We start from the raw sequence: 25353 nt of genomic DNA on the forward strand, positions 1-25353 counted from the left end.
CTTTGATTACCGATTTGATCGCATACACTCAAGTGTTCGTAAAAAATTACAATAAATTGTGAATACTTGAGTGAGTTTGTTTTGATTTTCTCTTCAAAAATGGCGCTTTGTGCCATGAGTCACATTTAATAAATCTTACCTAACACGCTCTAAGTAGCTGATAATGATGGCTTGTTAACTATTGATGTTGATTATGTTCTGATTAACTTCTCATTTTCGCTATCCTCTGTTGATAAACTTGCTAAGCTTTTGATTTGGATCAAATTGATGCATTTTTGCCCAAAAATGCAAAATTAAACTTGACGCAGATCAAAGCGAACCTTTGCCATAAACCTTTTGAAACATTGGGAATTTCAAAGTAATATTAGCGATAGCTATATTAGCTGATGCTTAACAATTAACTAACCATTGCGGCACATTTTTATAACAACAAGACGTTTTTATAAACAAATCTCGAGTTTGTTCAACGATCGGGGTGCCAAAGCAATTAATGTAGAGCGTGTCTTTCAGCCGACACATAGGAGTTACCATGATTGACATAGTTGATCTATCGCGGTTGCAGTTTGCTTTAACTGCGATGTATCACTTCCTATTCGTACCACTGACCCTAGGTATGGCATTTCTGCTTGCCATCATGGAATCACTGTACGTAATGACCGATAAGCAAATCTATAAGGACATGACTAAGTTCTGGGGTAAGCTTTTTGGTATTAACTTCGCCCTTGGTGTGGCTACAGGCCTAACCATGGAATTCCAGTTTGGTACGAACTGGTCATACTATTCCCACTATGTTGGTGACATCTTCGGAGCACCACTGGCCATTGAAGCTCTTGTCGCTTTCTTCTTAGAATCCACTTTTGTAGGTTTATTCTTCTTTGGTTGGGATCGACTGACAAAACGCCAGCACTTAGTGGTGACGTGGTTGGTTGCTCTAGGCTCTAACTTCTCAGCACTTTGGATTCTTATTGCTAATGGCTGGATGCAAAACCCAGTCGGCGCAGAATTCAACTTTGAAACCATGCGTATGGAAATGGTGAGCTTTGCTGACGTTGTACTAAACCCAGTAGCGCAAGTTAAATTCGTACACACGGTAGCATCAGGCTACACCTGTGGTGCGATGTTCGTTCTTGGTATCAGCTCTTACTACCTAATTAAAGGTCGTGATGTGGCTTTTGCTCGTCGTTCATTTGCTATCGCAGCATCGTTCGGTATGGCAGCGATTCTATCTACTATCGTGCTAGGTGATGAATCTGGTTACGAGTTAGGTGAAGTTCAGAAAGTGAAACTCGCCGCGGTTGAAGCGGAATGGCACACTGAACCTGCACCTGCTGCGTTTACTGTGTTTGGTATTCCAAACCAAGAGACGATGGAAACCGATTACGCGCTAAAAATTCCGTTTGTGATGGGTATCATCGCGACGCGTTCTTTGGATGAGCAAGTTACTGGTTTACGTGACCTACGTGACGAACACGTTGATCGTATTCGTAACGGTATGTACGCCTATGAACTTCTAGAGAAGCTACGTGCTGGCGAAAAATCAGAAGCGAACATGGCAGCGTTTGATGAAGTGAAGGGTGACCTTGGTTACGGCTTACTTCTGAAGCGTTACACTGATACTGTAACGGATGCGAGCGAAGCTCAAATCCAAGCGGCTGCGGATGATTCAATCCCAACTGTATGGCCACTATTCTGGTCATTCCGTATCATGGTTGCGTGTGGCTTTATTATGCTATTCGTCTTCGGCGCTGCATTCCTACAAACTTGCCGTCAAAAGATTGAGCAAAAAACGTGGGTTCTTAAAGCGGCACTATTTAGTATTCCACTACCATGGATTGCGATTGAAGCCGGTTGGTTTGTTGCAGAGTACGGTCGTCAACCATGGGCTGTAGGTGAGATCCTACCGGTTCACGTTGCGGCATCCGCACTAACGGCAGCTGAAATCTGGACTTCTCTATTTGCAATTCTAGCGCTTTACACGGTGTTCTTGATTGCTGAAGTTTACCTAATGGTTAAGTTTGCACGTAAAGGACCAAGCAGTCTGAAAACAGGCCGCTACCACTTCGAACAAAACGCTGACTCTGTTGAAGACAAAGTTAGTCGCCAAGTAGAAGCGTAAGGAGAAAGAATATGTTTGATTACGAAATCTTGCGATTCATCTGGTGGGTACTGATCGGTGTGCTGCTTGTTGGTTTCGCAATTACCGACGGTTTCGATATGGGTGTGGGCGCGCTTGTACCTATTATCGGTAAAAATGATTCTGAACGCCGAGTGATGATCAACTCGATCGCACCGCACTGGGATGGTAACCAAGTTTGGCTTATCACCGCGGGTGGTGCGTTGTTTGCGGCATGGCCGCTAGTGTACGCAACGTCATTCTCAGGTTTTTATCTGGCAATGATCCTAACGCTTGCGGCGCTATGGCTACGTCCTATCGGCCTAGACTACCGTTCGAAAATTGAAGATAAAAAATGGCGTAACACTTGGGATATCTGTATCTCAATCAGTGGTTTCGTTCCACCAATCATCTTCGGTGTTGCGTTTGGTAACTTACTGCAAGGCGTACCGTTTGAACTGAGCGATTTCATGATGCCGACGTATCATGGCAACTTCTTCGATCTATTGAACGGCTTTGCTATCTTGTGTGGTCTAGTGAGCTTGTTCATGATCTTGATGCAAGGTGCAGCATGGCTACAAATGAAAACGACTGATGCAGTTCATACGCGTGCACGTAACGTGGCACAAATTATGGGCCTTCTAACGGTAGCGACATTTGTAACAGCAGGCTTCTTTATCCAAGATATGGAAGGCTACGTTATCAAATCTGTGATTGATACTGGCGCAGCTTCTAACCCACTAACAAAAGAAGTGGTACGTGAAGCAGGTGCTTGGCTGAATAACTTCGAGACTTACCCAGCAATGTGGGCTGCACCTATCTTAGGTGTCGTAATGCCGCTGCTAGCAGTGCTTGCGTCTCGCTTTGAAAAATGTGGTTTTTCATTCTTGTTCTCAAGCCTAGGTAATGCAGGCATTATCTTCACTGCTGGCCTATCAATGTTCCCGTTCGTGATGCCATCAAGCCGCGTGCCAAGCCACAGCTTGACCATGTGGGATGCAACATCATCTGAACTGACATTGAACCTGATGACAGCGGTTGCCTTTGTTATGGTGCCAATCATCCTTGGCTACACCACGTGGACGTACTACAAAATGTTCGGCCGCTTGGATAGCAAGTTCATTGAAGAAAACAAAAACTCACTTTACTAAGGAGCAATCACAATGTGGTATTTCGCATGGATTCTAGGTGTACTGCTTGCTTGCGCATTCGGTATCATCAACGCTCTTTGGTTAGAGCATTCGGAAATGATGGATAAAGACAGTGAGTGATCTCGCTGAAAAGGCGGCAAAAATACATGCCCCTTTGGATAAGGCCCTGTTTAGGGGCTTATCTCTGGTTTTAGGCTTTTTCCACGTTGCTATGGTGATGTGGGACCCACATGCCTATTCAGAAGCGATTGGCGGTTTCAATACCGTCATTTCGCCACTGATGATTTGGGCAATTTGCTCAAGTATGGTATTTGGTTTGTCGTTCAAACCGCATAACTGGTATTGGCAGTTACTCTTTAGCCCATACTTCAGTTTGTCGATTCTTATTTATCTAACGGTTCTTTACGTTTCGTAATAAATTAGCCTGAAAAACCATCAGAAAATCATTTAAATAGCGCCACTTTTGATAAGTTGGCGCTATTTTTTTGCCTAACATCTGAAATCGATCATTAGCCACTGCCCATATCCAATCTAGATGGGGTATAGTAATAACCAAATAATTGGAATTAGAGCACAAACGTGGATGCATTTTTGAAAGCATTTGAATGGCCAGTGACCGTTTATTATGAAGACACCGATGCCGGTGGCGTGGTCTACCACTCAAATTATTTGAAGTATTTTGAAAGAGCAAGAACAGAGCTGCTTCGCAGTGTTGGTGTATCACAGCACGCTTTGTTGGAACAAAATATTGGTTTTGTAGTCCGACACATGGACATAGATTTTTTACAAGGGGCGCGCCTTGATGAGCAGCTAATGGTCACCACGACGATTTCTGAACTCAAGAAAGCCTCTTTGACCTTCTGTCAGGAGATCGTCAATCCTGATGGTAAAACATTGTGCAGAGCAATGGTTAAGGTAGCATGTATCGATAATCAGAGGATGAGACCGACTGCGATTCCTCAAGCAATTTATATGGAGTTTTCACGAAGTGACCGCTGATATTTCAATTCTTGACCTATTTTTGCAAGCAAGCTTGCTAGTAAAGATGGTGATGCTGATCCTTCTTGGTATGTCGATCGCCTCATGGGCGATGATCATTAAGCGCAGTAAAGTGCTTTCTCAAGCAACCAAAGAGACAGAATCATTTGAAGATAAGTTTTGGTCTGGTACCGATCTCTCTATTATTTATCAAGCGGTAAATAAAAGAAAAGACGAGCTTACTGGTACTGAAGAAATCTTCTATGCAGGCTTTACCGAGTTTGCACGCTTACGTAAATCCAACGCGAATTCTCCAGATTACATCATGGAAGGAACCGGCCGTGCGATGCGCGTCGCGGTGGCTCGTGAAGTGGATGAGTTGGAAACCAACTTGCCTTTCTTGGCAACGGTTGGCTCTATCAGTCCTTACATAGGCCTGTTTGGTACCGTATGGGGCATCATGCACGCGTTTATTGCGTTAGGTGAAGTAAAACAAGCGACGCTAGCGATGGTGGCGCCAGGTATTGCAGAAGCATTGGTTGCGACGGCAATGGGCCTATTTGCGGCTATTCCTGCAGTAATGGCGTATAACCGCTTGAGCAATAAAGTATCAAAGCTTGAACATAACTACGCGACGTTCTCAGAAGAGTTCCACAGCATTTTGCACCGTCAAGCGATGGCTGGCAGGGAGTAACGCATGGCGGGTTATCAACCTAAAAAGCGTAAAATGACATGCGAAATCAACGTGGTGCCGTATATCGACGTCATGTTGGTGTTGTTGATCATTTTCATGGTGACCTCACCATTCGTGACACAAGGTGTTGAAGTCGAGCTACCAAAAACGACAGCGGCTGAATCGATGCAAGACATGGCTGAAGATCCAAACACCAGCTTCATCATCGTTGAAGTTGATCGTGATGGAAACCTAGGTTTGAGCGTCAATGATGAAGAAGTGATGCGTGGAATCGCATTACAAGATTTGATCGTTCGCGTGAAAGCGGAACTCAGTCTCAAACCTAATTCGCCGGTTGCGGTGGGCGGGGATGCAGCAACACCTTATGCAGAGATTGTATTGGTTTTAGATGAGTTGGGCCGAGCAGGTATCCCAAAAGTGGGTCTGCTAACGGACATCAAGGAATAAGTTCAATCACTCCATGAAAGACAAGAAGCCCAATAAAAACAAACTTGGCAAACCGATGCTTATTTCGTTTGCCTTACACGCAGTCTTAATTGCTGCGTTGCTTTGGGGCGCGGATTTTACCATGTCAAAACCTGAGCCTATGGGGCGAATGGTGGAGGCGGTGGTGATTGACCCCGCTCTGGTGCGCCAACAGGCGCAACAAATTCGTGAGCAGCGAGAAGAAGCATCGCGTAAAGAGCAAGATCGCTTAGACAAGTTACGTCGTGAAAGCGAACAACTTGAGAAAAATCGTAAAGCAGAAGAAGAACGCATCCGTAAGCTGAAAGAGCAACAAGTTAAAGAAGCGAAAGCGGCGCGTGATGCTGAAAAGTTACGTAAGCAAAAAGAACAAGAGCGTAAAGTTGAAGAAGAGCGAGTTCGTAAAGAAAAAGAACGAGCAGTGAAGCTTGAACAAGAGCGTAAAAAGAAAGAAGAAGCAATACGAGTAGCGGAAAAGCAGCGCCTTGAAAAAGAAGCTGCGGTAGCAAAAGCAGAGCAGCAACGTATTGAGAAAGAAGCGGCAGCAGCAAAAGCTGAACAGCAGCGGATTGAAAAAGAAAAAGCGGCCAAAGCAGCGCAAGAAGCCGCCGCTAAAGCAGAAAAAGAGCGCATAGCGAAAGAGAAGGCTGCCAAAGAGGCCGCCGAAAAAGCGCGCCAAGAAAAACAACGCTTAGAGCGTTTGGAGCGCGAACGCAAAGAGCAAGAAGCGGCGATGAACGACATTTTTGCTGGCTTAGAATCAGAAGCTGAGCAAAACAGCGCTGCGCGAGGGCAGCACGTTGAGAGTGAAGTGGCACGATACGGTGCGATTTACACTCAACTGATCAAACAGAACCTGTTAGTGGAGGATTACTTTCAGGGAAAGTCTTGTCGAGTTAACTTGCGTCTCATTCCGACTGGTGCGGGTGCGATAGTAGGAAACTTCAGCATACTTGATGGCGATAGCCGAGTTTGCTCGGCAACAAAACGTGCGGTAGCTCAAGTTCCTAGCTTCCCATTGCCTAAAGAAGCCGATGTTGTGAATAAACTGAAAAACATCAATTTAACTGTTGAACTGTAATTAAAGGATTAGCTTGTGTTAAAGCGACTTATATTAGGACTAGCACTAATTATTTCTAGTACCGTTCAAGTAGCCAACGCGGCGCTAGAATTGGTTATTACTGACGGTATAGACTCGGCTCGTCCGATTGCTATCGTGCCGTTTAAATGGGAAGGCACCAAGCCACTACCACAAGATGTATCAGCGGTGATTGCCTCTGATTTACAACGCAGTGGTAAATTTAGCCCAGTGGCAACCAGTAAAATGCCACAAACGCCTTATAACGAAAGCGAAGTTAATTTTGACGCATGGACACGTCTAGGCGTTGATTCGCTGCTGACGGGTTCAATCACCCAGGATGCTAAAGGTGACTACGTCATTAGTTACCAATTAGTGGACGTGGTGCGTGGCCAATTAACGCAAGGCCAAAGCAAAGCATTAGGTGAAGATGGCGAGTTGGTACTGTCAAAAGATCACGTTTTGTTTAATAAACGTGCCACGGTACCTGAGAGCCGTTTGCGCGAATACGCACACCGAATTTCTGATTTGGTTTACGAGCAATTAACGGGTGAGCGCGGTGCATTTTTGACACGCATCGCATATGTTGTCGTTAGTGATAAAGAATCATACCCGTATCAATTACGCGTCGCAGATTACGATGGTTACAACGAACGTTTGGTATTGCGCTCAAAGCAGCCATTAATGTCACCGTCTTGGTCTCCGGATGGTAAAAAGCTTGCTTATGTGAGTTTCCAGAACGGCCAAGCTGAAATCTATCTAATGAATATCTATACCGGGGAGCGCGAAAAGCTTACGTCATACCCTCGTCATAATGGTGCACCAAAATTTTCGCCAGATGGCAAAACCTTGGCTTTGGTATTGTCAAAAACCGGCAGTTTGCAGGTTTACACCATGGATATTCAAACGCGCAAGCTCACACAAATAACGCGTGGTAGATCAAATAATACAGAACCATTTTGGCACCCCGATGGAAAATCCTTGATATTCACTTCCGATCGGGGTGGTAAACCTCAGATTTATCGAGTAAATTTGGCTGGCGGTGATACTAGCCGCATAACATGGCAGGGCAGTCAAAACTTGGGTGGTCAAATTACTCCCGATGGACGCTTTCTAGTAATGGTGAATCGAAGCAACTCTGGATTTAATCTTGCTAAGCAAGATCTAGAGACTGGCGCGGTTCAGGTTTTGACCAAAACATTGTTAGACGAGTCGCCGAGTATTGCCCCGAATGGTGGAATGGTCATCTACAGCTCGATTTACAATAAAACCAACGTATTATCGATGGTTTCTATCGATGGTCGTTTTAAAGCTCGATTACCAGCAACAAATGGACGCGTCCGTGCGCCTGCGTGGTCACCGTTTTTGTAGCAACTAAGTATTAAAAGTAAGGAAAACATAACAATGCAACTTAACAAAGTTCTTAAAGGGTTACTCATTGCACTACCAGTACTAGCGGTTACGGCATGTAGCTCGAGTGATGATGCTGCAAACGCGTCTGGCTCAGAAACGAACAACGGTTCTTCTAGCACAGTAGTAGCAACGCCAATCGATCAGAATGGTCAACTATCTGAGCAAGAGCTGAAAGAGCAAGTAATGCAAGCTTCAACTATCTACTTTGCATTCGATAACGCAACAATCGCAAGCGACTACGAGAAAGTTCTAGCGCTACATGCTGCGTACCTAAGCTCTAACCCAGCACTTAAAGTGACGGTTGAAGGCCACGCTGATGAGCGCGGTACGCCAGAGTACAACATCGCACTAGGCGAGCGTCGTGCACAAGCGGTATCTATGTACCTTCAAGCACTAGGTGTTAACGCTGACCAAATCGCTATCGTTAGCTACGGCGAAGAGAAGCCACTAGTACTAGGTCAATCTGACGAAGCTTACGCTAAGAACCGCCGCGCAGTTCTAGTGTACTAATTCGGGGATAACCTCATGTTCAGTAACTTAAAGCATGTCTTTTCGCTTACGTTACTGGCCAGTGCAGCGAACTTCGCGTTCGCTGCACCAGCCCCAGTAGCAGATATTGGCGGCAATACCAGTAGCTCTAGAACGTTTTCTGGCAATGAATCTGACATTCAGCGTTTAGAACGTCTTCTGGAAAATCGTAACCGAGTGCAACTGCAAATGCAGCAACAGTTGGATACGATGGCTCTCGAAGTGAGTGAACTTCGTGGCCAAATTGAAAAGAATAATTATGACATGCAGCAAATGTTGCAACGTCAAAAAGAGTTGTTTGTTGAACTGGATAAAGTTCGTCAAGAAGCCAAAGCTGCGCCTGTCCTTCCGGTGGTTGATGCAACAGAACCAACCGCGTCGACGGGTACTTATAGTAGCAATGCGGATGAGCAAACAGCTTACCAAAACGCGGTTGATTTAATTCTTAAACAACGTGATTACTCTGGTGCAATAAGCGCTTTCGTTCAGTTCCAGAAAGATTTCCCAGATTCGACCTTCACACCGAATTCGCATTATTGGCTAGGCCAGCTTTATTTTGCTAAGAAACAAGATAAAGAAGCGGTTAAGAGCTTTGCCGCTGTGATTGCTTATAAAGACTCAAATAAGCGAGCAGACGCATTGGTGAAGTTAGGTGATATTGCCGAACGTAACAATAACGTCGAGCAAGCGAAGAAATACTATCAGCAAGTGGTGAGTGAATACCCAGATAGTGCTTCAGCCAAAGTTGCGCAGCAAAAGCTCAACTAAAAGCTAATTGACAAAAATAGGCGCTGATGCGCCTTTTTTTTATCCTGCTTTTAACCGCAAACAGCTTTGATTCTTGAGGTCGATCGGAGTTACAATGCTCGGATTAACGGAAGTTGCGTAGAGCAAAGCAATGAGTCACATTCTAGATAAGATCGATACTGTTTACCCTTTTCCTCCTAAGCCAACGCCATTGACGGCAGAGCAAAAGCAAGCCCACATAGCCAATATCAAGCAACTGCTGATTGATAAAGATGCAGTGCTGATTGCCCATTACTATACGGACCCGGAAATTCAGGCCTTAGCTGAAGAAACAGGCGGTTTTGTTGGTGACTCATTAGAAATGGCTAAGTTTGGTAACCGCCATCCTGCCAGCACCCTAATTATTGCCGGCGTGCGTTTTATGGGCGAATCTGCCAAAATCCTTACGCCAGAAAAACGCATTCTAATGCCAACACTTGACGCAGAATGCTCATTAGATCTTGGTTGTCCAGCAGACAAGTTCTCTGAATTTTGTGATGCGCACCCTGATCATACCGTTGTGGTTTATGCGAACACCTCTGCGGCAGTAAAAGCTCGCGCAGATTGGGTAGTTACCTCCAGTATTGCTCTTGAAATCGTTGAGCATCTAGACAGCGAAGATAAGCCAATCATTTGGGGGCCAGATCGTCACTTAGGCTCATACATTGCTAATAAAACCGGCGCAGAAATGCTGCTGTGGCAAGGCGAGTGTATCGTGCACGATGAGTTCTCTGCGGATGCTTTGCGCAAAATGAAAGGCCTTTACCCTGAAGCGGCAATTCTTGTTCACCCAGAGTCTCCTGCGAGTGTGGTTGAATTAGCTGATGCAGTGGGTTCGACCAGCCAATTGATCAAAGCGGCGAAAGAACTACCGCAGCAAAAAATGATCGTCGCAACCGACAAAGGCATCTTCTTCAAGATGCAACAATTGGTACCTGAGAAGGAACTGATTGAAGCCCCAACCGCTGGTGCTGGCGCGACATGTCGCAGTTGTGCACATTGCCCTTGGATGGCGATGAATGGCCTGCAAGCGATTGAACAAGCGCTGAGTGAAGGTGGTGAGCAACATGAAATCTTTGTTGATGAAGCGCTGCGCGTACAATCTCTGATCCCTTTGAACCGCATGTTGGATTTTGCTGAGCAGCTTAATCTACAGGTTAAAGGCAACGCATAAGCGATTGACCGATTCCAATGAAAGCCAGCCCACGTGCTGGCTTTTTTTATGCGCCATATTTGATGATTTCTCCTGTGTGGATACTGTCCAAATCGTTTCAGGCTAGCCTCGTTTTGCCTTACGCTTCTCAACTATACTTGTGCAATGGCCTGCAAACTCGAAAAAAGCGCCTAATTCTGCGTACAATAAATACAGCAGCAACGTTTACTCCTTGAGTGACGCTGAGATTTTAAATAAGGATATTTTATGGCGATATGGCTCTATTTAAGGCGCAAGCTGCGATCTAGCTTATTTGACTTGAGTACGCGAAACCTTGTCATCCTTTCGGCTCTCTATGTGGTTTTGTCATGGCTGTTATTGGCATCGGCAGGGGAACATCAACTGACAGATAATTTTTCTAATTTTATCTATTACTTGATGGTGACAGCTTCGACAGTGGGCTATGGCGATCATTCTCCAACCACAGATGCGGGCAAATGGGCCGTCGTGCTATTTGTTATACCCGGTGGTTTGGCATTGTTTGCCTCAATTCTTGGCCGAGTAGGCTCTAGCTTAGTGGAATATTGGCGTGCAGGTGTATTAGGGAAGCGAAAAGTGAATACAAATAATCATATCTTGTTATTGGGTTGGAATGGTCAACGTACTTTGCATTTAATCCGCATGCTGCAGCATGAAGAAGAGGGCAACAGACCCATTGTTCTGTGTACACGTTCTGAAATTGAGAACCCATTACCGGGTGAGATCGGTTTTATCAAAGTCAGCAGTTATACCGATAGCCAAGAAATGAAGAATGCCAATATAGAGCAAGCAAGCTGTATTGTGGTGGATAACCTAGAAGATGATATTACGCTCTCAGCGTCGCTCTATTGCGCTAACGTTAACCCGCGAGCCCACTTGGTCGCTTACTTTAAAGATGAAGCGCTCAGTTCGTTACTGAGCCAGCATTGCCCAAATGCAGAGTGTATTCCCGCGGTTGGCGCTGAAATGCTCGCTAAAGCCGCGGTTGATCCTGGTTCGAGTGCGCTCCATCAAGAGTTACTCGCATCAACTCGTGGCATGACCCAATACTCAACGCATTACCCAATTGAAGCGGCATCAACACCAGTCGAAGCGGTATTTTTGTTTTTAAAGAAACAGCACAAAGCAACATTGATCGCGTTAGAAGGCCAGCATGGGATGGAATTAAACCCTGAACTTGACGCAGAAATACGCCCGGGGACAAAACTGTTTTATATCGCCGATGAACGTATTGAGCAGATCGATTGGTCTGAGCTTTAATTTGTATTATCGGTTATCGGTTATCGGTTATCGGTGAGGCTGGCCAATTGAATGATTGTTGGCATAGCCGAAAGTGAAGAGTAAACAATAAACGTTTTAGCACAAAAAAGGCTTCCCAAAGGAAGCCTTCTTAATAGTGAAGCTTTTTATCGAATTGATAGAACTGGCGTTACTTATCAGCTTCAACTAATTGCATGCCACGCATAGTTAAGCCTGACAGCATCGTTGGCGTTGCGTTGAAAATTTCTTCAAACTGCTCTAATCCTTCAATACCTTGCTCTGCAATGGTCGCCAGTGACGTTTCAGGATCATAAAGCATGCTCAGTGAAAGCAGTACACCGCCAAGTAGGGCATTTTCTTGGCTGTTTTCTGGCATGATTGATTCCCAATCATCGCGAGAAAGTTGCCAGCCTTGCAGGAAGCCTTCACAGAAGTCACGTGTTGCTTCAGTGACAATTTCCTGTTCGTCTAATGCACAGCCTTCTGGCCATTGCCATTGATTATTTAACAATGCTGGACGATAGTCATTCCATAAGGCAATTACGTGTTCAATGTAACTCTCTAGTTGTTCGCCATCGCTAAATGGAGCGACGTCTTCACCACCCCATAGGAATGGCAGCCATTCATGGGGATCAAGGGTGTGTGGTGCTGCGGCCATCGCCGTAACAAAACCTTGAGTTTTGGCCTGATTAATCAATCGTTCTTGAAGTTCAGGAAGGGCTAGAATGTCTTGTAGAGTCAAAATGAATACCACTACTTTGGTTGTAAATGTTGATGCGGATATAGTAACAGTACCTTTACGACAAAAATAGGTTGCTGTTGCTCAGTATTGACTATAATTTTATATAAACGTCAAAAATTCAGTTGGTTATGGTTAAGAGCTCGTCACTAAAAAGGAAAAGTATATTTGCCCTTGGCTTGTATCTGGCGTTCGTGGTTGCGACGGTAGGTACGATTAGCTATTGGGTGGTGGAACCCCCGATCCGAGAACAACTAGTTCGTAACCTAGATTCCCGCTCAAAAATTATCTCCAGCCAGATAGAGGCGCCGCTCGATAGCTCATTGGGCATCTTACAAAGCATTGTGAGTATCGGTAACACCGGCTTTGTCCAGTCGCAGCAAAGTGAATTGTTGCACTCTCTATTTTTAGTGGTTGATGGCATCACGACCAGTGGTGGCCTATGGCCGATTCCGTATTCTGTCGATAAAAACGAAGCGTATCTAAGCCTATTTTTCAATCGCGCCAGTGATGGGCAAGTAGATAGGGTTAACGCTTGGAATAACGCGGAGTCTGGTGGCTATGACAAAGAAGCTTGGTATCTATCAGCTGTCGATCAAGCACCAGGCACAGTGGCTTGGTCTCCCGTTTATATTGACCCTTTTACTCATGTACAAATGATCACGGCCTCTTCGCCCTATTTTATTAATGGTGAACTAGCCGGTGTTGCGACCATTGATGTCTCCCTTGAAACATTAATCTCCTTTGTCAGCAGGCATGCTGAAGAGCATGATCTTGGCGTGTTGGTTCGCGATGGCTTTGGTGATGTCATCATCGAACATAATTTTCAAGTCGCAGAAGATATTTATATCGGTCGCCAGCAATTTGGGAGCTTCCAGTGGACGATTGACGTCGTCAATGCTCACCGTTTAGTGGCCGAACAGGTATATGATTTAGTGAGCAAGGTTGAAAAGGGCATTGTGCCTATCATGTTGCTATGCGTATTGTTTGGCTATGTGTTGCTGAGCCGCTTTATCATTGAGCCAATCACACTGATTGCGCAAAAGGTCGATGATTCGAAAGCGGGCGGTATCATTGACATTGGCTATCACAGTAACGACGAAATAAAGCACCTTATCGACACGTTCAATGAAAAAACCATCTTCCTTGAGCAAGAGAAGAAAAAAGCCCAAGCCTCTACGCGAGCAAAAAGTGCCTTCTTAGCCACTATTTCACACGAGATCAGAACGCCAATGAACGGTGTGTTGGGCACCGCACAAATATTATTAAAAACCGATTTGAGTGACGAACAGCGTAAACACCTCAAGACCTTGTATGATTCGGGTGACCACATGATGCTGTTACTCAACGAAATTTTAGATTTTTCTAAGATAGAGCAGGGACACCTTGAGCTAGAAAAAGCACCGTTTCCATTGGAGTCTATTTTAGGCAGTATCAACAGTGTTTATTACACCTTGTGTTCAGAAAAAGGATTAGCGTTCAATATTCACAATGAGGTGAATAAAGATCGTTGGTATCTTTCTGATAAAGCACGATTACGCCAAGTGTTGTTTAACTTATTAAACAACGCGGTTAAATTTACTGCCCATGGTTTTGTTGACGTTCATTTAAGTGAAGTCACTCTGGATGGAGGAAACTGTTTGAATATCAAAGTCTCAGATTCAGGGATTGGTATTGATCGAGTCGCGCAAAAGAAAATTTTTAACCCTTTTGAACAAGCTGAGTCATCGACAACTCGTCGTTTTGGTGGCACAGGGCTTGGGCTTGCCATCGTTAAGCAAATTGGCGAATTGATGAAAGGGGACGTTTCGGTACAAAGCGCAGTCGGGGTGGGGACCACATTTGATATTATTCTTGAAATGGAAGTTTGTCCTCCAAGCATCACGGAGGTTATAGAGCATCGCAAGCATGATTATAGCGGTCTTAAAGCATTGATCGTAGAGGATAATCGTACTAATACTATCATCATGAACTCTTTTATGAGCAGCAAGGGCTTTACTTGTGAAAATGTAGAAGATGGACAGCAAGCCGTTGATGCGCTGCAAACCGGCCAATATGACTTAATTTTAATGGACAACCATATGCCAAATAAAGATGGTATTACAGCAACCGCTGAAATCCGTGCATTAAAAAATAAACGGGCTAATACGCTAATATTTGGCTGCACTGCCGACTTATTTAAAGAAACTCGAGAACGAATGTTAGCAGCAGGTGTTGACTGCATTATATCGAAACCTATCGATGAAAAAGAGTTAGACGATATGCTCTCAAGGTATTATGAAAAACTCTACCAGTTCAAATCGATAGCGGATAAAACCACCTTTGTTGCATTTAATGCAGAACAACAATTGGTATCACTGCATATTGCTGTTGAAGATCAAAAAACAGAAGAGGCTCATAAAATCATTACCACGATTAATGAGTATGCTAATCACCAATCCTTACGTAATGTGAATCAACTGACGGAGATGCTCGCGCCATTGATTGATAGCAAATCTCTCCCTTCTAGCCATGAACTAGATGTTTTGACGGTACTTTTGAAAGATAGCTAATCCCAACTATCATAATTCGGTCAATATTCCTTATTCAAACCGCCATTTTGGCAGTTTGAGCATTTTTGGCTACTTAAACACCAAAAACTAGCAGTTTGTTGACAAGTAATTATTTAAAATGAAATCTAATTCTTAATAACTTATGTTCTAATAGCGAATAAATCTAGTGATTTGCTCATTGCTGGGCGTTTTATATTGTCCTTTATTCACTATGCTAGTGATATGTGTTGAGAGTTTAGAATGAAAGCTCGTGGGTCCTTCTGTTTCCGCAGTGCAGTAGCAGATACTTTTGCGATGGTCGTGTTTTGCTTTATTTCAGGTATGTTTATCGAAATTTTCATTTCAGGTATGACATTTGAACAATCTCTTGCATCACGATTACTATCTATCCCTGTCAATATTGCGATTGCGTGGCCTTACGGTGTGTTTAGAGATTTTGTTTTACGCCAAGGCGCTCGTGTTTCTGTGTCGAAGCGAATGAAAAACTTGTCTGACTTGGTTGCTTACGTGTTATTTCAATCTCCCGTTTACGCTGGTATTTTGTTTACGGTTGGTGCCTCTACCGAGCAGATCATCACCGCGGTGGCTTCAAATGCGATTGTGTCTTGTGCCATGGGGATTTTATACGGCTACTTTTTGGATCTGTGTCGTAAGTGGTTTAAGGTTCCGGGTTACTACTCACAAGCTTAATCTGTTGATTGGACTGGCTAAAGCGCCAGCAAATTAGCTAGAGAGTGACCAGTTGGTTCACGAGTACGTTATTTTTTTAGCTTTTGGCTTGACCTAACTCTATAGAATCATTAAATTAGCGCCTCGTTAGCCAAGTTGTTAACGATACGGTGAGTTGTCCGAGTGGCTGAAGGAGCACGCCTGGAAAGTGTGTGTACGGCAACGTACCGAGAGTTCGAATCTCTCACTCACCGCCACATTCAAGTTTAAAGACGTCTCAGGGCGTCTTTTTTCTTATCTAAAGATTATTAAAATCAATGAGTTACGGTTCCGTAGCGTTCCATAAAGTGTCGTAAAAGCGCTTGTCTAGAGTAATACCTAAAGTAATACCCAGTATTCCTACTTGATGCTAGTATTACTTTTGAGCACTAAATCAGGTATTACTTTATTGTCATTTTCTCTATCAGTTCGATCTTTAACTTGATGTAAGTTAAGAAGTTATCGATCAAAAGTAATACCTAGATTTTTCGAAAATCGAGCTTTGTTCAGGTATTACTTGAGGGATCAAAATGGCGAATAATCTCACGGCTAGGCAAGTCCAAACGGCAAAGCCCAAAGATAAGCTCTATCGCTTATCTGATGGCGGCAATCTCTACTTTTGTGTGCGTACAAGCAATTCACGTTCTTGGCAGTTTCGTTATAAACGACCTGGCCAGGACAAAATCACTTATCTTTCCTTTGGAACTTATCCAGATATGTCTTTGGCGGAAGCGCGAGAGAAAGCGCTAGAAGCTCGAAAGATGCTTGCGGATGGTATTGATCCTCAGTTGGCCAAAGAAGAGCAAAAAGCCAAAGTTATTGTTGAGCAAAATGCGACGTTCAAGTTTGTCGCTGAGCAGTGGAAGGCAGCGAAGGAAGGGCAGATAAAAGAGAAGACTCTTAATGGTAACTGGCGCAAACTGGAGCTCTATGCCTTCCCTAAGCTAGGCACGATACCCGTTAATAAAATCACGGCGCCTATCGCTATTGCGGCGTTGCGTCCCGTTGAAACACAAGGTTTATTAGAAACTGTAAAACGTACCGCTCAACTGATGAATGAGATCATGAATTATGCTGTAAACAGCGGTGTGATTCATTCTAATCCATTATCTGGTATCCGTGATGTGTTCAAGAAGCACAAAGTAGTGCACATGAAAGCGCTTCAACCTCATGAGATGCATGAGCTTATTCGCACGGTAGCAACAGCCAATATTCAGCACGTGACGCGCTTTTTGATTGAATGGCAGCTTCATACCATGGTTCGCCCTAATGAAGCGTCAGGCGCTCGCTGGGAAGAAATAGATATGGCAAACCAGCTATGGATTATCCCGAAAGAGCGCATGAAAATGAACCGTGAACACGTAGTTCCACTTACGACACAAACTCTAGCAATTCTTGAAGCGATTAAACCGATTAGTGGTCATCGAGACTATATATTTCCTTCGAGCCGTAATCCTAAGGTCCCAACCGATTCAGAAACTGCCAATAAAGCACTAGGGCGGATGGGGTTTAAAGATAGGACGACAGCTCACGGCCTTCGAGCTTTGGCCAGTACAACTCTTAATGAACAGGGTTTTGAGCCTGATGTCATTGAGGCTGCCCTTGCTCACACAGACAAAAATCAAATACGCAAAGCTTACAACCGCACTGATTACTTGGATTCACGTCGTAGATTAATGAGCTGGTGGAGTGAACATATCGATAAATCGAGTTATGGAAGTTACAGCGTTACAGGTTCACGTCATTTAAGCCAGGTTATCTGATTTATGGCTGTATTATACGGCCACTTGCTATCGTTCAAAATTTTTACAGGCATATGTTATCTATGTGATGTTCACACACAGAAGAGGTATGTATGCCTAAACCAACTATCCGTTTGATCCGTCTAAATGAAGTGCTTGGCATGACTGGCTTATCACGTTCTTGTATGTACCGCTTTATCGAAGCAAACCAGTTTCCGGCGCAAGTTCCGCTTGGTGGACGTGCTGTTGCTTGGGTAGAGAGTGAGGTGCAAGACTGGATTCAGCAACGTGTTAACGCTAGATATTACTATGCTGAGTTATGATTTATTTGAGGGCTCTTTTGCCCTCATTGAATATGAATCAGAGAGTCTACAGAGAATCATTGCCCTCATTGAAAGCTTCCCAAGAGGAATTGACCAGTCTTTCAATTACATCAATCATGCTTGTTTCATGGAAATCGGCAACTTCTTGAAGTCTTTTTTTTGTTTTATCTTTCATTAAGAAGCTAACGCTAACTTTATTCTCATTTTCAGCTTTTTTTCTGAATTTGTGCTGGCTCCATGCACGCTTGAACCGTTCGTATAACTTAGCTTGTTCCCGTTCACAGAAGCATAAAGAATGAAAAATACCTTCTATGATAGGGACGTAATTTTTCTCAGCAATTAAGTTTAAAGGGAGGTTCTCGTACTCTTCTAAAATCAACTTATTTTCTGATATGTATTCAACAGCCCATCTCGCTTGTTCTTTGTTGTCGTTTTTTAACCATTTGAAATTAAAATGTTTTTTTGACAAAAAGTAATCATCTTTCAAAATTCTTATTAGCGACTTTATTTTTTCAGGGTCTTCATTTATTGAAAGTATGGATGTTCTTAATTTTGTCTTTAAAGATGTCATGTCAGAGCATTGCATGATGTCATCTGATAATGCGTAGGACAGCTCATCTTCTATCGATAAACGCATAAGCATAAATACCAGTATTGATTTGTCATCCGAATCTAAAAAATCAATGCAATCCTCGCCAATTATGCCCTCTATAATTCTGTCAATTATTGAAATTGCGGCGATGCTATTGCTAGACCTTAATGGTGATCTCTTAGCTAACCCTTCCTCAATGAGCTCAGATAATCGTTTTCGATTTAAAGAGATTTTGTCTTCAGGGATTTCGAAGAAACCTTCTTGATTCCCCCTGATTATTATTTGTTCAAGTGATGTTTGAGATAATTTTTTAAGTAACTCTTAAGTGTTTCTTCGTTCGGCTGACTCATTTTTCTACTTAGTAGTTTTTTGATAGTTGCAAAGTAGCATTGTTAGTGAATCTTTGTATTATTTTAGTGGTTGTTTTTTGTCCTTAACCTAGAATTTATCCCAGTGTAAGCGCAGTTTTTTGATGCTAATCGTACTATTTTCCTTAGAACTTAACTTCAGAGTTATCAGTTTTGAACTGATTGGCCGGTAACTTACACCACTACGCTCATCTGAAGTGTTTTGCCAGGTCTAGCTTTGAGGTGGATAAGGAACAAGTCTTTCCTTATCCAAAGTTGAGATTGGGGATTGCGGTTATGGTTAATATACCTACATGGTGGGGTGAAATTATTTTTAACAACCATCCCCCTTTCTATACCGAATTAACCAGAGGTATAGAAAATGAAAACACTAAAAAAGAAAGTCACTCATAATGATGAGTTCAATGGCCTACCTGTTTTGAAACTGAAAGAAGGGCTGTTAGTTGATTATCTACAAAGGATTTATGACACGCTGGATTTAGCTTTGGATGATCATCCTAGAACGATGGCGGTAAGAGTTGATTTGCGATTACCGCTTTTAATGGTGATGGAAGAATCAAATTTGATGAAAAACTTCATTGCTTCGTTGGATGCGCAAATACAGGCTGATTTAAGAAGGAAAGAAAGAGCAGGGAAACCGAAACGGAAATGTCGATTAAGATATGTATGGGTGAAGGAAAAAGATAAAGCGTTACATCATCACTATCACCTTGTTCTGTTGTTTAACAAGGATGTATATAACAGCCTGGGGTCATTCTCTAACCGAAACAACCTATCTCACAAAATTAAAACGGCATGGTGTCGGGCATTAGATACTGATCTTGATGATGGCTGTCGTTTAGTGCACTTTCCTGACAATTGTGTATACCACATCGATGTAAACAGCCTTAGATCTTCTTCTGTTCTTGATGAGCTATTTCGTCGTCTCAGTTACTTTGCCAAAGTACGCACCAAGCAATTTGGTACTGGAAACAGAAACTTTGGTTGCTCAATAAAATAAAAAAAGAGAGGGGATACATCCCCTCTCGACTCGTTATGATTAGTTAGCAGGCACTATGGGCAGTTCTTCACACATACCCATATTAGCCACGTCCACTAAAGTATCTAGAGAGTCACCACACTGCGTTTGGTGAGTGCCGTTAGGGTAAGTGGTACGTACAATCCAGATACCTTTGCTGTTCACGTCTGTGATGATATTTTTCTCAGCTGTACTTACAACTGATGTACGTGTCCAACGAGGGGCTCCGTAAGATTCAGTTGAGTCCAGTGAGTAGTTCCAAGTTGAGAACTGGTCCAGCACTGTTGGGTCTGTGATGTTAGAGTACAAACCATCGTTGATTAGGTCATCGATAACAGCATCATCACCAAAGTCAAAACCCCACATACCAGCTTGTAGTAACACATTACCGTCTTTCAATTCACGAATGACGTTAGCGTAAGGTACGCTAGAAGAGTACACGAGTGGATCAGCACATGCAGTATGGTCGTCAACTAGAACAGAAGCTGATACAGAGAATGTAACGGCGTCGTTGCCGTAGTTTTTTGAGTTCTGTACGTAATCATTAGTTAAACCACAACCGTATTTGCTGATTTCTGGTAGGTAGTCGATTAGGTCATCAGTGTATTTTTGCACTGCGCCTTCTTCGGCTTTGATTTTGTTACGGTAAACGATGAGACGGCCTACAGTTTCTAAGTCAGCAGATACTTCAAATACACGTAGAGAATGTGTGTCGGCATCAAACACGCGTTCTTCACGATACCACTTAGTGAAATTGCCTGCGTCGTCTTTCTGAACGTAGTACTCAACTGTAGCTTTCCAAGCGTTAGGGTTCGCATCGACTAGAGCTGAAGTTTCAGCGTAGCCTTTTGCTAGACCGCTGGTTAGAAGCTGGGCTAGTTGATGCTGCTCGGTGTTACCAGAAGCGATGAAGTCTGCGTATAGCTCGTTAGCAGGAATGTTGTAGCGGTTACCCAACTCGTATTCCTTCTCGGCGACTAGACGTGAAACTTTGTTTTGCGCTTCAGTATTAGCAGCTAACTCTTTGCAGTTGCTTACACCACTTTGTAATAGGTCTGTTTCAACAGCTGACCAAATCACTGTAGTGAATGGAGTAGTAGCAAATACATCTTCGCCTACGTTGTCAGATGAGAATGAGGGTGGAAAGGTTAAGCGATAAGGTTTATTAACTAACCCATAATCGCTATCGTACGCACCAGTAGGTACATCGACGATAATTGGCGAGTACTCTTTACAGATTAAGTCATCTTCTTCAATAGCAAAATCGAAGCGTCCGTTTTGATCAGTGATGTCACGAGGTTCATCCTCATCCATCACACCATTGAAGTTGTAGTCAAGGAATGCTGTCGCACCTTCAACATAACCATCAATCGCCAGTCCGCCAACTTTGGCAGACGTACTTGGATTAGTACTACCTCCGTTACTATCGTTACCACCGCCACATGCGGCGAGTAGTAATAACCCAGATATGCTCAAGGTCGTTTTTATCGTTGTGTGTTTCATGGTGTGAGTTCCTTCTTGGAAAGGGGAATGTTGTTAAGTGAAAAATCGTTGGGGTAGTGATAAGCAAAAGTGGTTAGATACGCAGACAAAACCTCATCGATGAGGACCACGTGAAAGGTTGCTTGATATTGGTATGCAAGGTAAAAATGGCCTTGCTCCACGATAAATCCCAATGGATTGACATACAGACTCTGAGGCTCATTTATGAGTGATAACCTAACTTCACGTTGGTAAAACACGGCAGTACATAAGGTTTCAAAAACCATACTGCTTGTTTCGTTGGAGTAAGTAGTGACTGGCAGCCGAATATCGATCAGTTTGCGCTTAGTACTCAGAGTGCTAAAAGGTGCGAAAGCACTATCCACCATGAGATGGTAAGAACGTGGTAAAAGCGTTTTTAAGTAGGCTTCAGCCCACAAAAACACCATGTGTTCACGAGGACCTAAAGCCAGTTTTGAATTCGCTGTACGGCGATAGCCATAAGGTTTGCTTGTCGCATCTTGTTCAACATCAAAGTAAGTTAATAAGCAATCAAGACAACGCTGAACAGTACGTTTACTTCGGGCGATCCCTTTATCGCTAAGTGCAAGGTGCAGTTCTCGCGCTGTTATTTTTCGTGTTGTGGGGATTAGGGAATAAATCTCGAATATCAATTCGAGATGCTCGGCACTTTGTCGATTTGTGCTAGTAGACATAGGACCACCAAATTTTAAGCACGTTTATCTGGCCCCAAGACATGAATGTTTGGAGAGAACGCGGGAAAAAAGGAGGACTGGTGGCCACACAGTCCTAGTAATGATTACTTCTTAAAGTTCACTACAAGCTTGTCAGCCAGTGGATACTTAGCGATTTCATAGTCGGGGTTTAACGTCGCTATTTTGTGTGTCGCAATAGCTGCGGCAGAAGCTAAGCCAAAGATGACTGCGGGCCCAGAGGCCAGAGCTGCTGCCATAGTGGCAGAGCGTCCTGCGGTATATACACGGCACGACAGCCCTTGCTTTTCTATTAGTCGTTCGACCTTTTTTACCGTTTGGTTGAAATTTTTCACATTCGTTAAAGTGAACGATTCATGGCGCCGAATAAGGTCATTTAGAGACTGTTCGTCAACGTGATGTAATACGTTGCTTTTACTCATTTATTTATCCTCGATCCGCACGTAGAGCACGGTGCTGTAAATTGGTGAAAGAATACGGACGAGTGAGACAGATAATGTCTCACTCAATTTTATTGGTATGGTTTTGTGAATTGACACGCAGATTACTTGTGCCATGAAGTTAAAGGTCATTCCTCACGTCACGAATATCACTGAGATAGTAGCCACGCTGGATGAGCTCAAAGCTTGCCAAGAGGCAGCGTAAGTGCAGGGTGGGGTGATGCTTTGTTTCTTCAAATAAATCGTGGTCACTGAGTTCTGTCATTTCAGCTTTGACCTTTTGAAAGTGGGCACTGAGATGGTGATAGCCTGCGAGGGCGGCTTTCAGTAGGGCCTTTAAGATCTTCTCGCGTAGCGGAGAAAAGGTGGTCATAACGTGTCCTTATGGTTCAGGGCACAGTGATGCGAGCGTACTTCATTTTTCACATCACATCCTTATCTGATGAGAGACAAGCACGTTGCGTTGTCAAAATAGAAAAGGAACAAACAATGAAAAATGAATCATGCGCATTGTATATTGCAGTCACGGCGTCCAGTGTCGATGGTGGAATTGGTTTGGTGGTGTACGACAAAGCTGGTGAGTTAATGGACCAGCAATGTTTACCGATGCAGGGATATACCAGTAATACTGAGCTAGAGCTAATTGCGCTGGTGGAGTGCATGCAATATGCGCGTGATGGCGATGTCATCTATACCAGCAGTGATTTTTGTGTTCGTGGGTTTAACGAATGGATTGATACCTGGAAGCAAAAAGGTTGGCGTAAGTCAGATAAAAAACCAGTGGCAAATCGAGACCTATGGCAACAGGTAGATGCGATAAGAGCCGAAAAATACGTCGAGGTAATCAGAGCAACCCCAAGTACGCATCAAGCGTTGAACGAAGCGTATAACATGGCAAAACAAGCGCTTAGCAAGTTGTAAGTCCAGTTTGCCTGCGCTCGGTCCTTGGATGGTGTTCAGCCCTTGTGCTACAAGGGTTTGTCGCCCTCTCAAAGGCGAGCGTTTGTAATAAAACATGCCGATATAGAGCCTCAAATGGCACACTATATCGGCATTTTATTTTGTCTTTTTATCACGGCCAAACACTGGGTTTTACCTTCAATCTAACGTGCTCAGTGAGCACATCAATCCACGGTGTGAATGCGTTGTTGCTATTGGCAAAGTAACTCAGAGAAGTTCATTGCGGCGCAACAGAAACCTGGTCATACACCTCCATATCGGCGTAAGTAAGAAAGTTACTTTCCCATAACTGATAGAGCTCGATGGCTGAGATATTTCCTTTCATTGGCGCCCACCCACTGTACTGAGCATAAAACGACTGATCTCGAAAGTCGAAGTCGAGACAACGTTCTAGCTCAGGATAAGCACTACCCACGTACGCAAAATCTGTCGCGTATTCAATATTCCATCGCCCATCACTTGATTGAGCAATAGCAATTTCAACAGGATGAAAACCGCCCGCTTCAGCGCTGTAGGAACTATCACGAAAGTTAAATACGAGATAAGTGCTGGTGGCAATATGCTCCCCTTCAGCGAGCTTCTCGATAAGACTTTTACTCAGAAGGGAATGGAGTGATTTTGAAACAGGCAAGCTTGAAGCATTAAACAAAATATCAGACATGGTGATGCCTCCTACAAAGGTAAGATTAGAGTGAACAGAAAAGGATTTAACGGATTTGGCTTAACTGGATATCGCTGAATGCTCGGCGATTTATGTGTCGCTCTAGTGCGGTGCACCAGGTGTTGAAAAGATCTAAAACAGCAGGCTGTGAGAGATCAGCAGTGCCAGCATCGGGCTGATAGCAGCAATGGTTACGTAAGTGAAAGTACAGCTCGACATCAAGGGATTGGGCACTATCGCTTTGATAAGAAAAACTGGCGAGAAACGCGAATGACCAAGGCGCTCGATCATTGTCTCTGCTTAATTGTATTTCGACTGGGTGTAAGCCCACTCTGGATTGATAGTATGTCGGATCTCTAAAGTTGAATACTAGGCGCTTTGCATCATCAGGAACCTTGAAACGCGTCAAAAGGTTATCCATCGTTTCACAAAAACTGATTGGCAGCCGGATACCTCTGTAATCATCAATGATCATAGCAACCCCCTCTCAGCAAATGAGACGCAACTGTCTCCCACAACGAAATGGTCAAGCACTCGAATGTCCACCAGCGAGAGTGCTTCTTTTAAACGCTCAGTGATCCGTTTGTCCGCCTGAGATGGATTAGGATCTCCAGATGGATGGTTGTGAGCAAATATCACCGCGGCAGCATTGGTGTACAGAGCTTCTTTGACGACTTCTCTAGGATAAACGCTTGCGGAATCAACCGTGCCACGAAACAGCTCTTTAAACTCAATCAAGCGGTGCTGATTGTCTAAGAACATGACCGCGAAAACTTCATGTTCATACCCTGCCAATTTGAAGCGTAAGTAATCTGAGGTTGCCGCGGGACTTGAAAACGCATCACCACGAACATAACGATCTTTGAGTATTTCAGCGGCTTCTTCGAGCACGCGGTGTTCATATTCTTTTTGAGGTAACAAACTACCGTAACGGGGAAAATGGGACATATTCAGGCTTCCTGTATCAGTCATGGAATGGATTCACAGAGATGACATATACCTGAAGAATTTTTGATTATACGTACTCTACGCCGATGCCACTTTTTTTTACCGAACCTGCTTATCCCATGAGGACCACAGCCATAGGAGGACGTCCCATGAGATTTCTAAAACTAAAAGAAGTAATGGAAAAAACAGCATTAAGCCGTTCAGCGATTTACCGCAAAATGAATGAAGATCAATTCCCTCAGTCCATCAGCCTCGGGGATAGAGCTGTAGCTTGGGTTGAAAGTGAAGTGGATGAGTGGATGGAGGAGTGTCTAGCTTTAAGGTAACTCAATGCCGCTTTGTTTTTAAGGGAGCCGTCACACTCTATCAGTCTTTTGTCATTCTTCATCGCCTTATGCAATCAGGCTGTATATTATCGTAACTTAGAA

At 43.7% G+C, this 25353-nt stretch carries 29 protein-coding genes and 1 tRNA gene; 21 read left to right on the plus strand and 9 right to left on the minus strand.

All coding sequences use genetic code 11. The features are described 5' to 3' along the window. The first annotated feature begins 529 nt into the window (after window positions 1-529). From cydA to RH85_RS12495, 13 genes are all read left to right on the plus strand, one after another. Window positions 530-2116 (plus strand): cytochrome ubiquinol oxidase subunit I, encoded by a 1587-nt coding sequence (cydA, locus tag RH85_RS12435; protein ID WP_006712608.1) that lies wholly within the window; start codon window positions 530-532, stop codon window positions 2114-2116. 11 nt (window positions 2117-2127) lie between these two features. Continuing rightward, complete coding sequence (gene cydB, locus RH85_RS12440) at window positions 2128-3264, plus strand: cytochrome d ubiquinol oxidase subunit II (RefSeq protein ID WP_006712610.1); 1137 nt, start codon at window positions 2128-2130, stop codon at window positions 3262-3264. 12 nt (window positions 3265-3276) lie between these two features. Then, a complete protein-coding gene (cydX, locus tag RH85_RS22360) occupies window positions 3277-3384 on the plus strand; it encodes a cytochrome bd-I oxidase subunit CydX (RefSeq protein WP_000270284.1) in 108 nt (35 codons plus the stop codon). Beyond that, a complete protein-coding gene (gene ybgE / locus RH85_RS12450) occupies window positions 3377-3679 on the plus strand; it encodes a cyd operon protein YbgE (RefSeq protein ID WP_006712661.1) in 303 nt (100 codons plus the stop codon). The genes cydX and ybgE overlap by 8 nt, the downstream gene beginning before the upstream one ends. A 176-nt stretch (window positions 3680-3855) precedes the next feature. Beyond that, complete coding sequence (gene ybgC / locus RH85_RS12455) at window positions 3856-4263, plus strand: tol-pal system-associated acyl-CoA thioesterase (RefSeq protein ID WP_086027077.1); 408 nt, start codon at window positions 3856-3858, stop codon at window positions 4261-4263. After that, complete coding sequence (gene tolQ, locus RH85_RS12460; RefSeq protein ID WP_006712663.1) at window positions 4253-4936, plus strand: protein TolQ; 684 nt, start codon at window positions 4253-4255, stop codon at window positions 4934-4936. Before ybgC ends, tolQ begins: the two co-directional genes overlap by 11 nt. Window positions 4937-4939: 3 nt before the next feature. Next, window positions 4940-5383 carry an ExbD/TolR family protein gene (locus tag RH85_RS12465; protein WP_006712664.1) on the plus strand — a complete coding sequence of 148 codons (444 nt, stop codon included), beginning with the start codon at window positions 4940-4942 and terminating at the stop codon, window positions 5381-5383. Window positions 5384-5396: 13 nt separating this feature from the next. Continuing rightward, window positions 5397-6482 carry a cell envelope integrity protein TolA gene (gene tolA, locus RH85_RS12470; protein ID WP_006712665.1) on the plus strand — a complete coding sequence of 362 codons (1086 nt, stop codon included), beginning with the start codon at window positions 5397-5399 and terminating at the stop codon, window positions 6480-6482. Between the two features lie 15 nt (window positions 6483-6497). After that, entirely contained in the window at window positions 6498-7850 is a 1353-nt protein-coding gene (gene tolB / locus RH85_RS12475; protein WP_006712666.1) for a Tol-Pal system beta propeller repeat protein TolB, read from the plus strand. Window positions 7851-7883: 33 nt separating this feature from the next. Then, the gene (gene pal, locus RH85_RS12480; RefSeq protein ID WP_006712667.1) at window positions 7884-8402 is read left to right on the plus strand and encodes a peptidoglycan-associated lipoprotein Pal; all 519 of its coding nucleotides are present in this window, start codon (window positions 7884-7886) and stop codon (window positions 8400-8402) included. 15 nt (window positions 8403-8417) lie between these two features. Next, complete coding sequence (gene ybgF, locus RH85_RS12485; protein WP_006712668.1) at window positions 8418-9188, plus strand: tol-pal system protein YbgF; 771 nt, start codon at window positions 8418-8420, stop codon at window positions 9186-9188. Window positions 9189-9318: 130 nt separating this feature from the next. Continuing rightward, window positions 9319-10380 carry a quinolinate synthase NadA gene (gene nadA, locus RH85_RS12490; RefSeq protein WP_006712669.1) on the plus strand — a complete coding sequence of 354 codons (1062 nt, stop codon included), beginning with the start codon at window positions 9319-9321 and terminating at the stop codon, window positions 10378-10380. A gap of 246 nt (window positions 10381-10626) precedes the next feature. Next, window positions 10627-11658 carry a potassium channel family protein gene (locus RH85_RS12495; RefSeq protein ID WP_006712671.1) on the plus strand — a complete coding sequence of 344 codons (1032 nt, stop codon included), beginning with the start codon at window positions 10627-10629 and terminating at the stop codon, window positions 11656-11658. A gap of 169 nt (window positions 11659-11827) precedes the next feature. On the opposite strand, the gene RH85_RS12500 is transcribed toward RH85_RS12495, so the two are convergent. After that, window positions 11828-12400 carry a UPF0149 family protein gene (locus tag RH85_RS12500; RefSeq protein WP_006712673.1) on the minus strand — a complete coding sequence of 191 codons (573 nt, stop codon included), beginning with the start codon at window positions 12398-12400 and terminating at the stop codon, window positions 11828-11830. Window positions 12401-12528: 128 nt separating this feature from the next. Here RH85_RS12500 and RH85_RS12505 point away from each other — a divergent pair, with 128 nt between their 5' ends. From RH85_RS12505 to RH85_RS12525, 5 genes are all read left to right on the plus strand, one after another. Further along, window positions 12529-14949 (plus strand): hybrid sensor histidine kinase/response regulator, encoded by a 2421-nt coding sequence (locus RH85_RS12505; RefSeq protein ID WP_039949001.1) that lies wholly within the window; start codon window positions 12529-12531, stop codon window positions 14947-14949. Window positions 14950-15189: 240 nt separating this feature from the next. Next, window positions 15190-15639, plus strand: coding sequence for an L-alanine exporter AlaE (locus RH85_RS12510; protein WP_006712676.1), 450 nt, complete (start codon window positions 15190-15192; stop codon window positions 15637-15639). A 148-nt stretch (window positions 15640-15787) separates the two neighbouring features. Next, a tRNA-Ser gene (locus RH85_RS12515) sits at window positions 15788-15875 on the plus strand. A 312-nt stretch (window positions 15876-16187) separates the two neighbouring features. Then, window positions 16188-17420, plus strand: coding sequence for a tyrosine-type recombinase/integrase (locus tag RH85_RS12520; protein WP_006712678.1), 1233 nt, complete (start codon window positions 16188-16190; stop codon window positions 17418-17420). Window positions 17421-17512: 92 nt separating this feature from the next. Continuing rightward, window positions 17513-17722 (plus strand): helix-turn-helix transcriptional regulator, encoded by a 210-nt coding sequence (locus RH85_RS12525; RefSeq protein ID WP_006712680.1) that lies wholly within the window; start codon window positions 17513-17515, stop codon window positions 17720-17722. 46 nt (window positions 17723-17768) lie between these two features. Here the strand turns inward: RH85_RS12525 and RH85_RS12530 are convergent, their stop codons facing one another. Further along, window positions 17769-18359, minus strand: coding sequence for a hypothetical protein (locus RH85_RS12530; protein WP_138956477.1), 591 nt, complete (start codon window positions 18357-18359; stop codon window positions 17769-17771). A 684-nt stretch (window positions 18360-19043) separates the two neighbouring features. Between RH85_RS12530 and RH85_RS12535 the strand changes: the two genes are divergently transcribed. Next, window positions 19044-19682: an inovirus Gp2 family protein gene (locus RH85_RS12535; RefSeq protein ID WP_006712684.1), complete on the plus strand. Its 639-nt coding sequence runs from the start codon at window positions 19044-19046 to the stop codon at window positions 19680-19682. Window positions 19683-19721: 39 nt separating this feature from the next. Here RH85_RS12535 and RH85_RS12540 read toward each other — a convergent pair whose 3' ends face one another. The 4 genes from RH85_RS12540 to RH85_RS12555 all read right to left on the minus strand — a co-directional run bounded on the left by RH85_RS12540 (window position 19722) and on the right by RH85_RS12555 (window position 22729). Beyond that, complete coding sequence (locus RH85_RS12540) at window positions 19722-21203, minus strand: hypothetical protein (protein WP_006712686.1); 1482 nt, start codon at window positions 21201-21203, stop codon at window positions 19722-19724. After that, window positions 21200-21898: a hypothetical protein gene (locus RH85_RS12545; RefSeq protein WP_006712689.1), complete on the minus strand. Its 699-nt coding sequence runs from the start codon at window positions 21896-21898 to the stop codon at window positions 21200-21202. Before RH85_RS12545 ends, RH85_RS12540 begins: the two co-directional genes overlap by 4 nt. 104 nt (window positions 21899-22002) lie before the next feature. Further along, entirely contained in the window at window positions 22003-22338 is a 336-nt protein-coding gene (locus tag RH85_RS12550) for a hypothetical protein (RefSeq protein ID WP_006712691.1), read from the minus strand. Between the two features lie 139 nt (window positions 22339-22477). Next, the gene (locus RH85_RS12555) at window positions 22478-22729 is read right to left on the minus strand and encodes a hypothetical protein (RefSeq protein ID WP_006712693.1); all 252 of its coding nucleotides are present in this window, start codon (window positions 22727-22729) and stop codon (window positions 22478-22480) included. 29 nt (window positions 22730-22758) lie between these two features. On the opposite strand from RH85_RS12555, the gene RH85_RS12560 reads away from it, so the two are divergent. Continuing rightward, window positions 22759-23277, plus strand: coding sequence for a ribonuclease HI (locus RH85_RS12560; RefSeq protein WP_072039124.1), 519 nt, complete (start codon window positions 22759-22761; stop codon window positions 23275-23277). Between the two features lie 256 nt (window positions 23278-23533). Here the strand turns inward: RH85_RS12560 and RH85_RS12565 are convergent, their stop codons facing one another. From RH85_RS12565 to radC, 3 genes are read right to left on the minus strand one after another with little or no spacing between them, the layout of a single operon-like run. Further along, on the minus strand, window positions 23534-23977 hold the full coding sequence (locus RH85_RS12565) for a DUF2787 domain-containing protein (protein WP_006712698.1): 444 nt from the start codon (window positions 23975-23977) through the stop codon (window positions 23534-23536). Window positions 23978-24023: 46 nt separating this feature from the next. Beyond that, window positions 24024-24452 carry a DUF2787 family protein gene (locus tag RH85_RS12570; RefSeq protein WP_006712700.1) on the minus strand — a complete coding sequence of 143 codons (429 nt, stop codon included), beginning with the start codon at window positions 24450-24452 and terminating at the stop codon, window positions 24024-24026. Continuing rightward, on the minus strand, window positions 24449-24925 hold the full coding sequence (gene radC, locus RH85_RS12575) for a RadC family protein (protein WP_006712702.1): 477 nt from the start codon (window positions 24923-24925) through the stop codon (window positions 24449-24451). The genes RH85_RS12570 and radC overlap by 4 nt, the downstream gene beginning before the upstream one ends. Before the next feature lie 149 nt (window positions 24926-25074). Between radC and RH85_RS12580 the strand changes: the two genes are divergently transcribed. Continuing rightward, window positions 25075-25251 (plus strand): AlpA family transcriptional regulator, encoded by a 177-nt coding sequence (locus RH85_RS12580; RefSeq protein ID WP_039453734.1) that lies wholly within the window; start codon window positions 25075-25077, stop codon window positions 25249-25251. Window positions 25252-25353 lie beyond the last annotated feature (102 nt).

Origin of the sequence: Vibrio ichthyoenteri ATCC 700023 (genome assembly GCF_000222605.1) — a bacterium.
In the GTDB taxonomy this organism is placed as follows: Bacteria; Pseudomonadota; Gammaproteobacteria; order Enterobacterales; family Vibrionaceae; genus Vibrio; species Vibrio ichthyoenteri.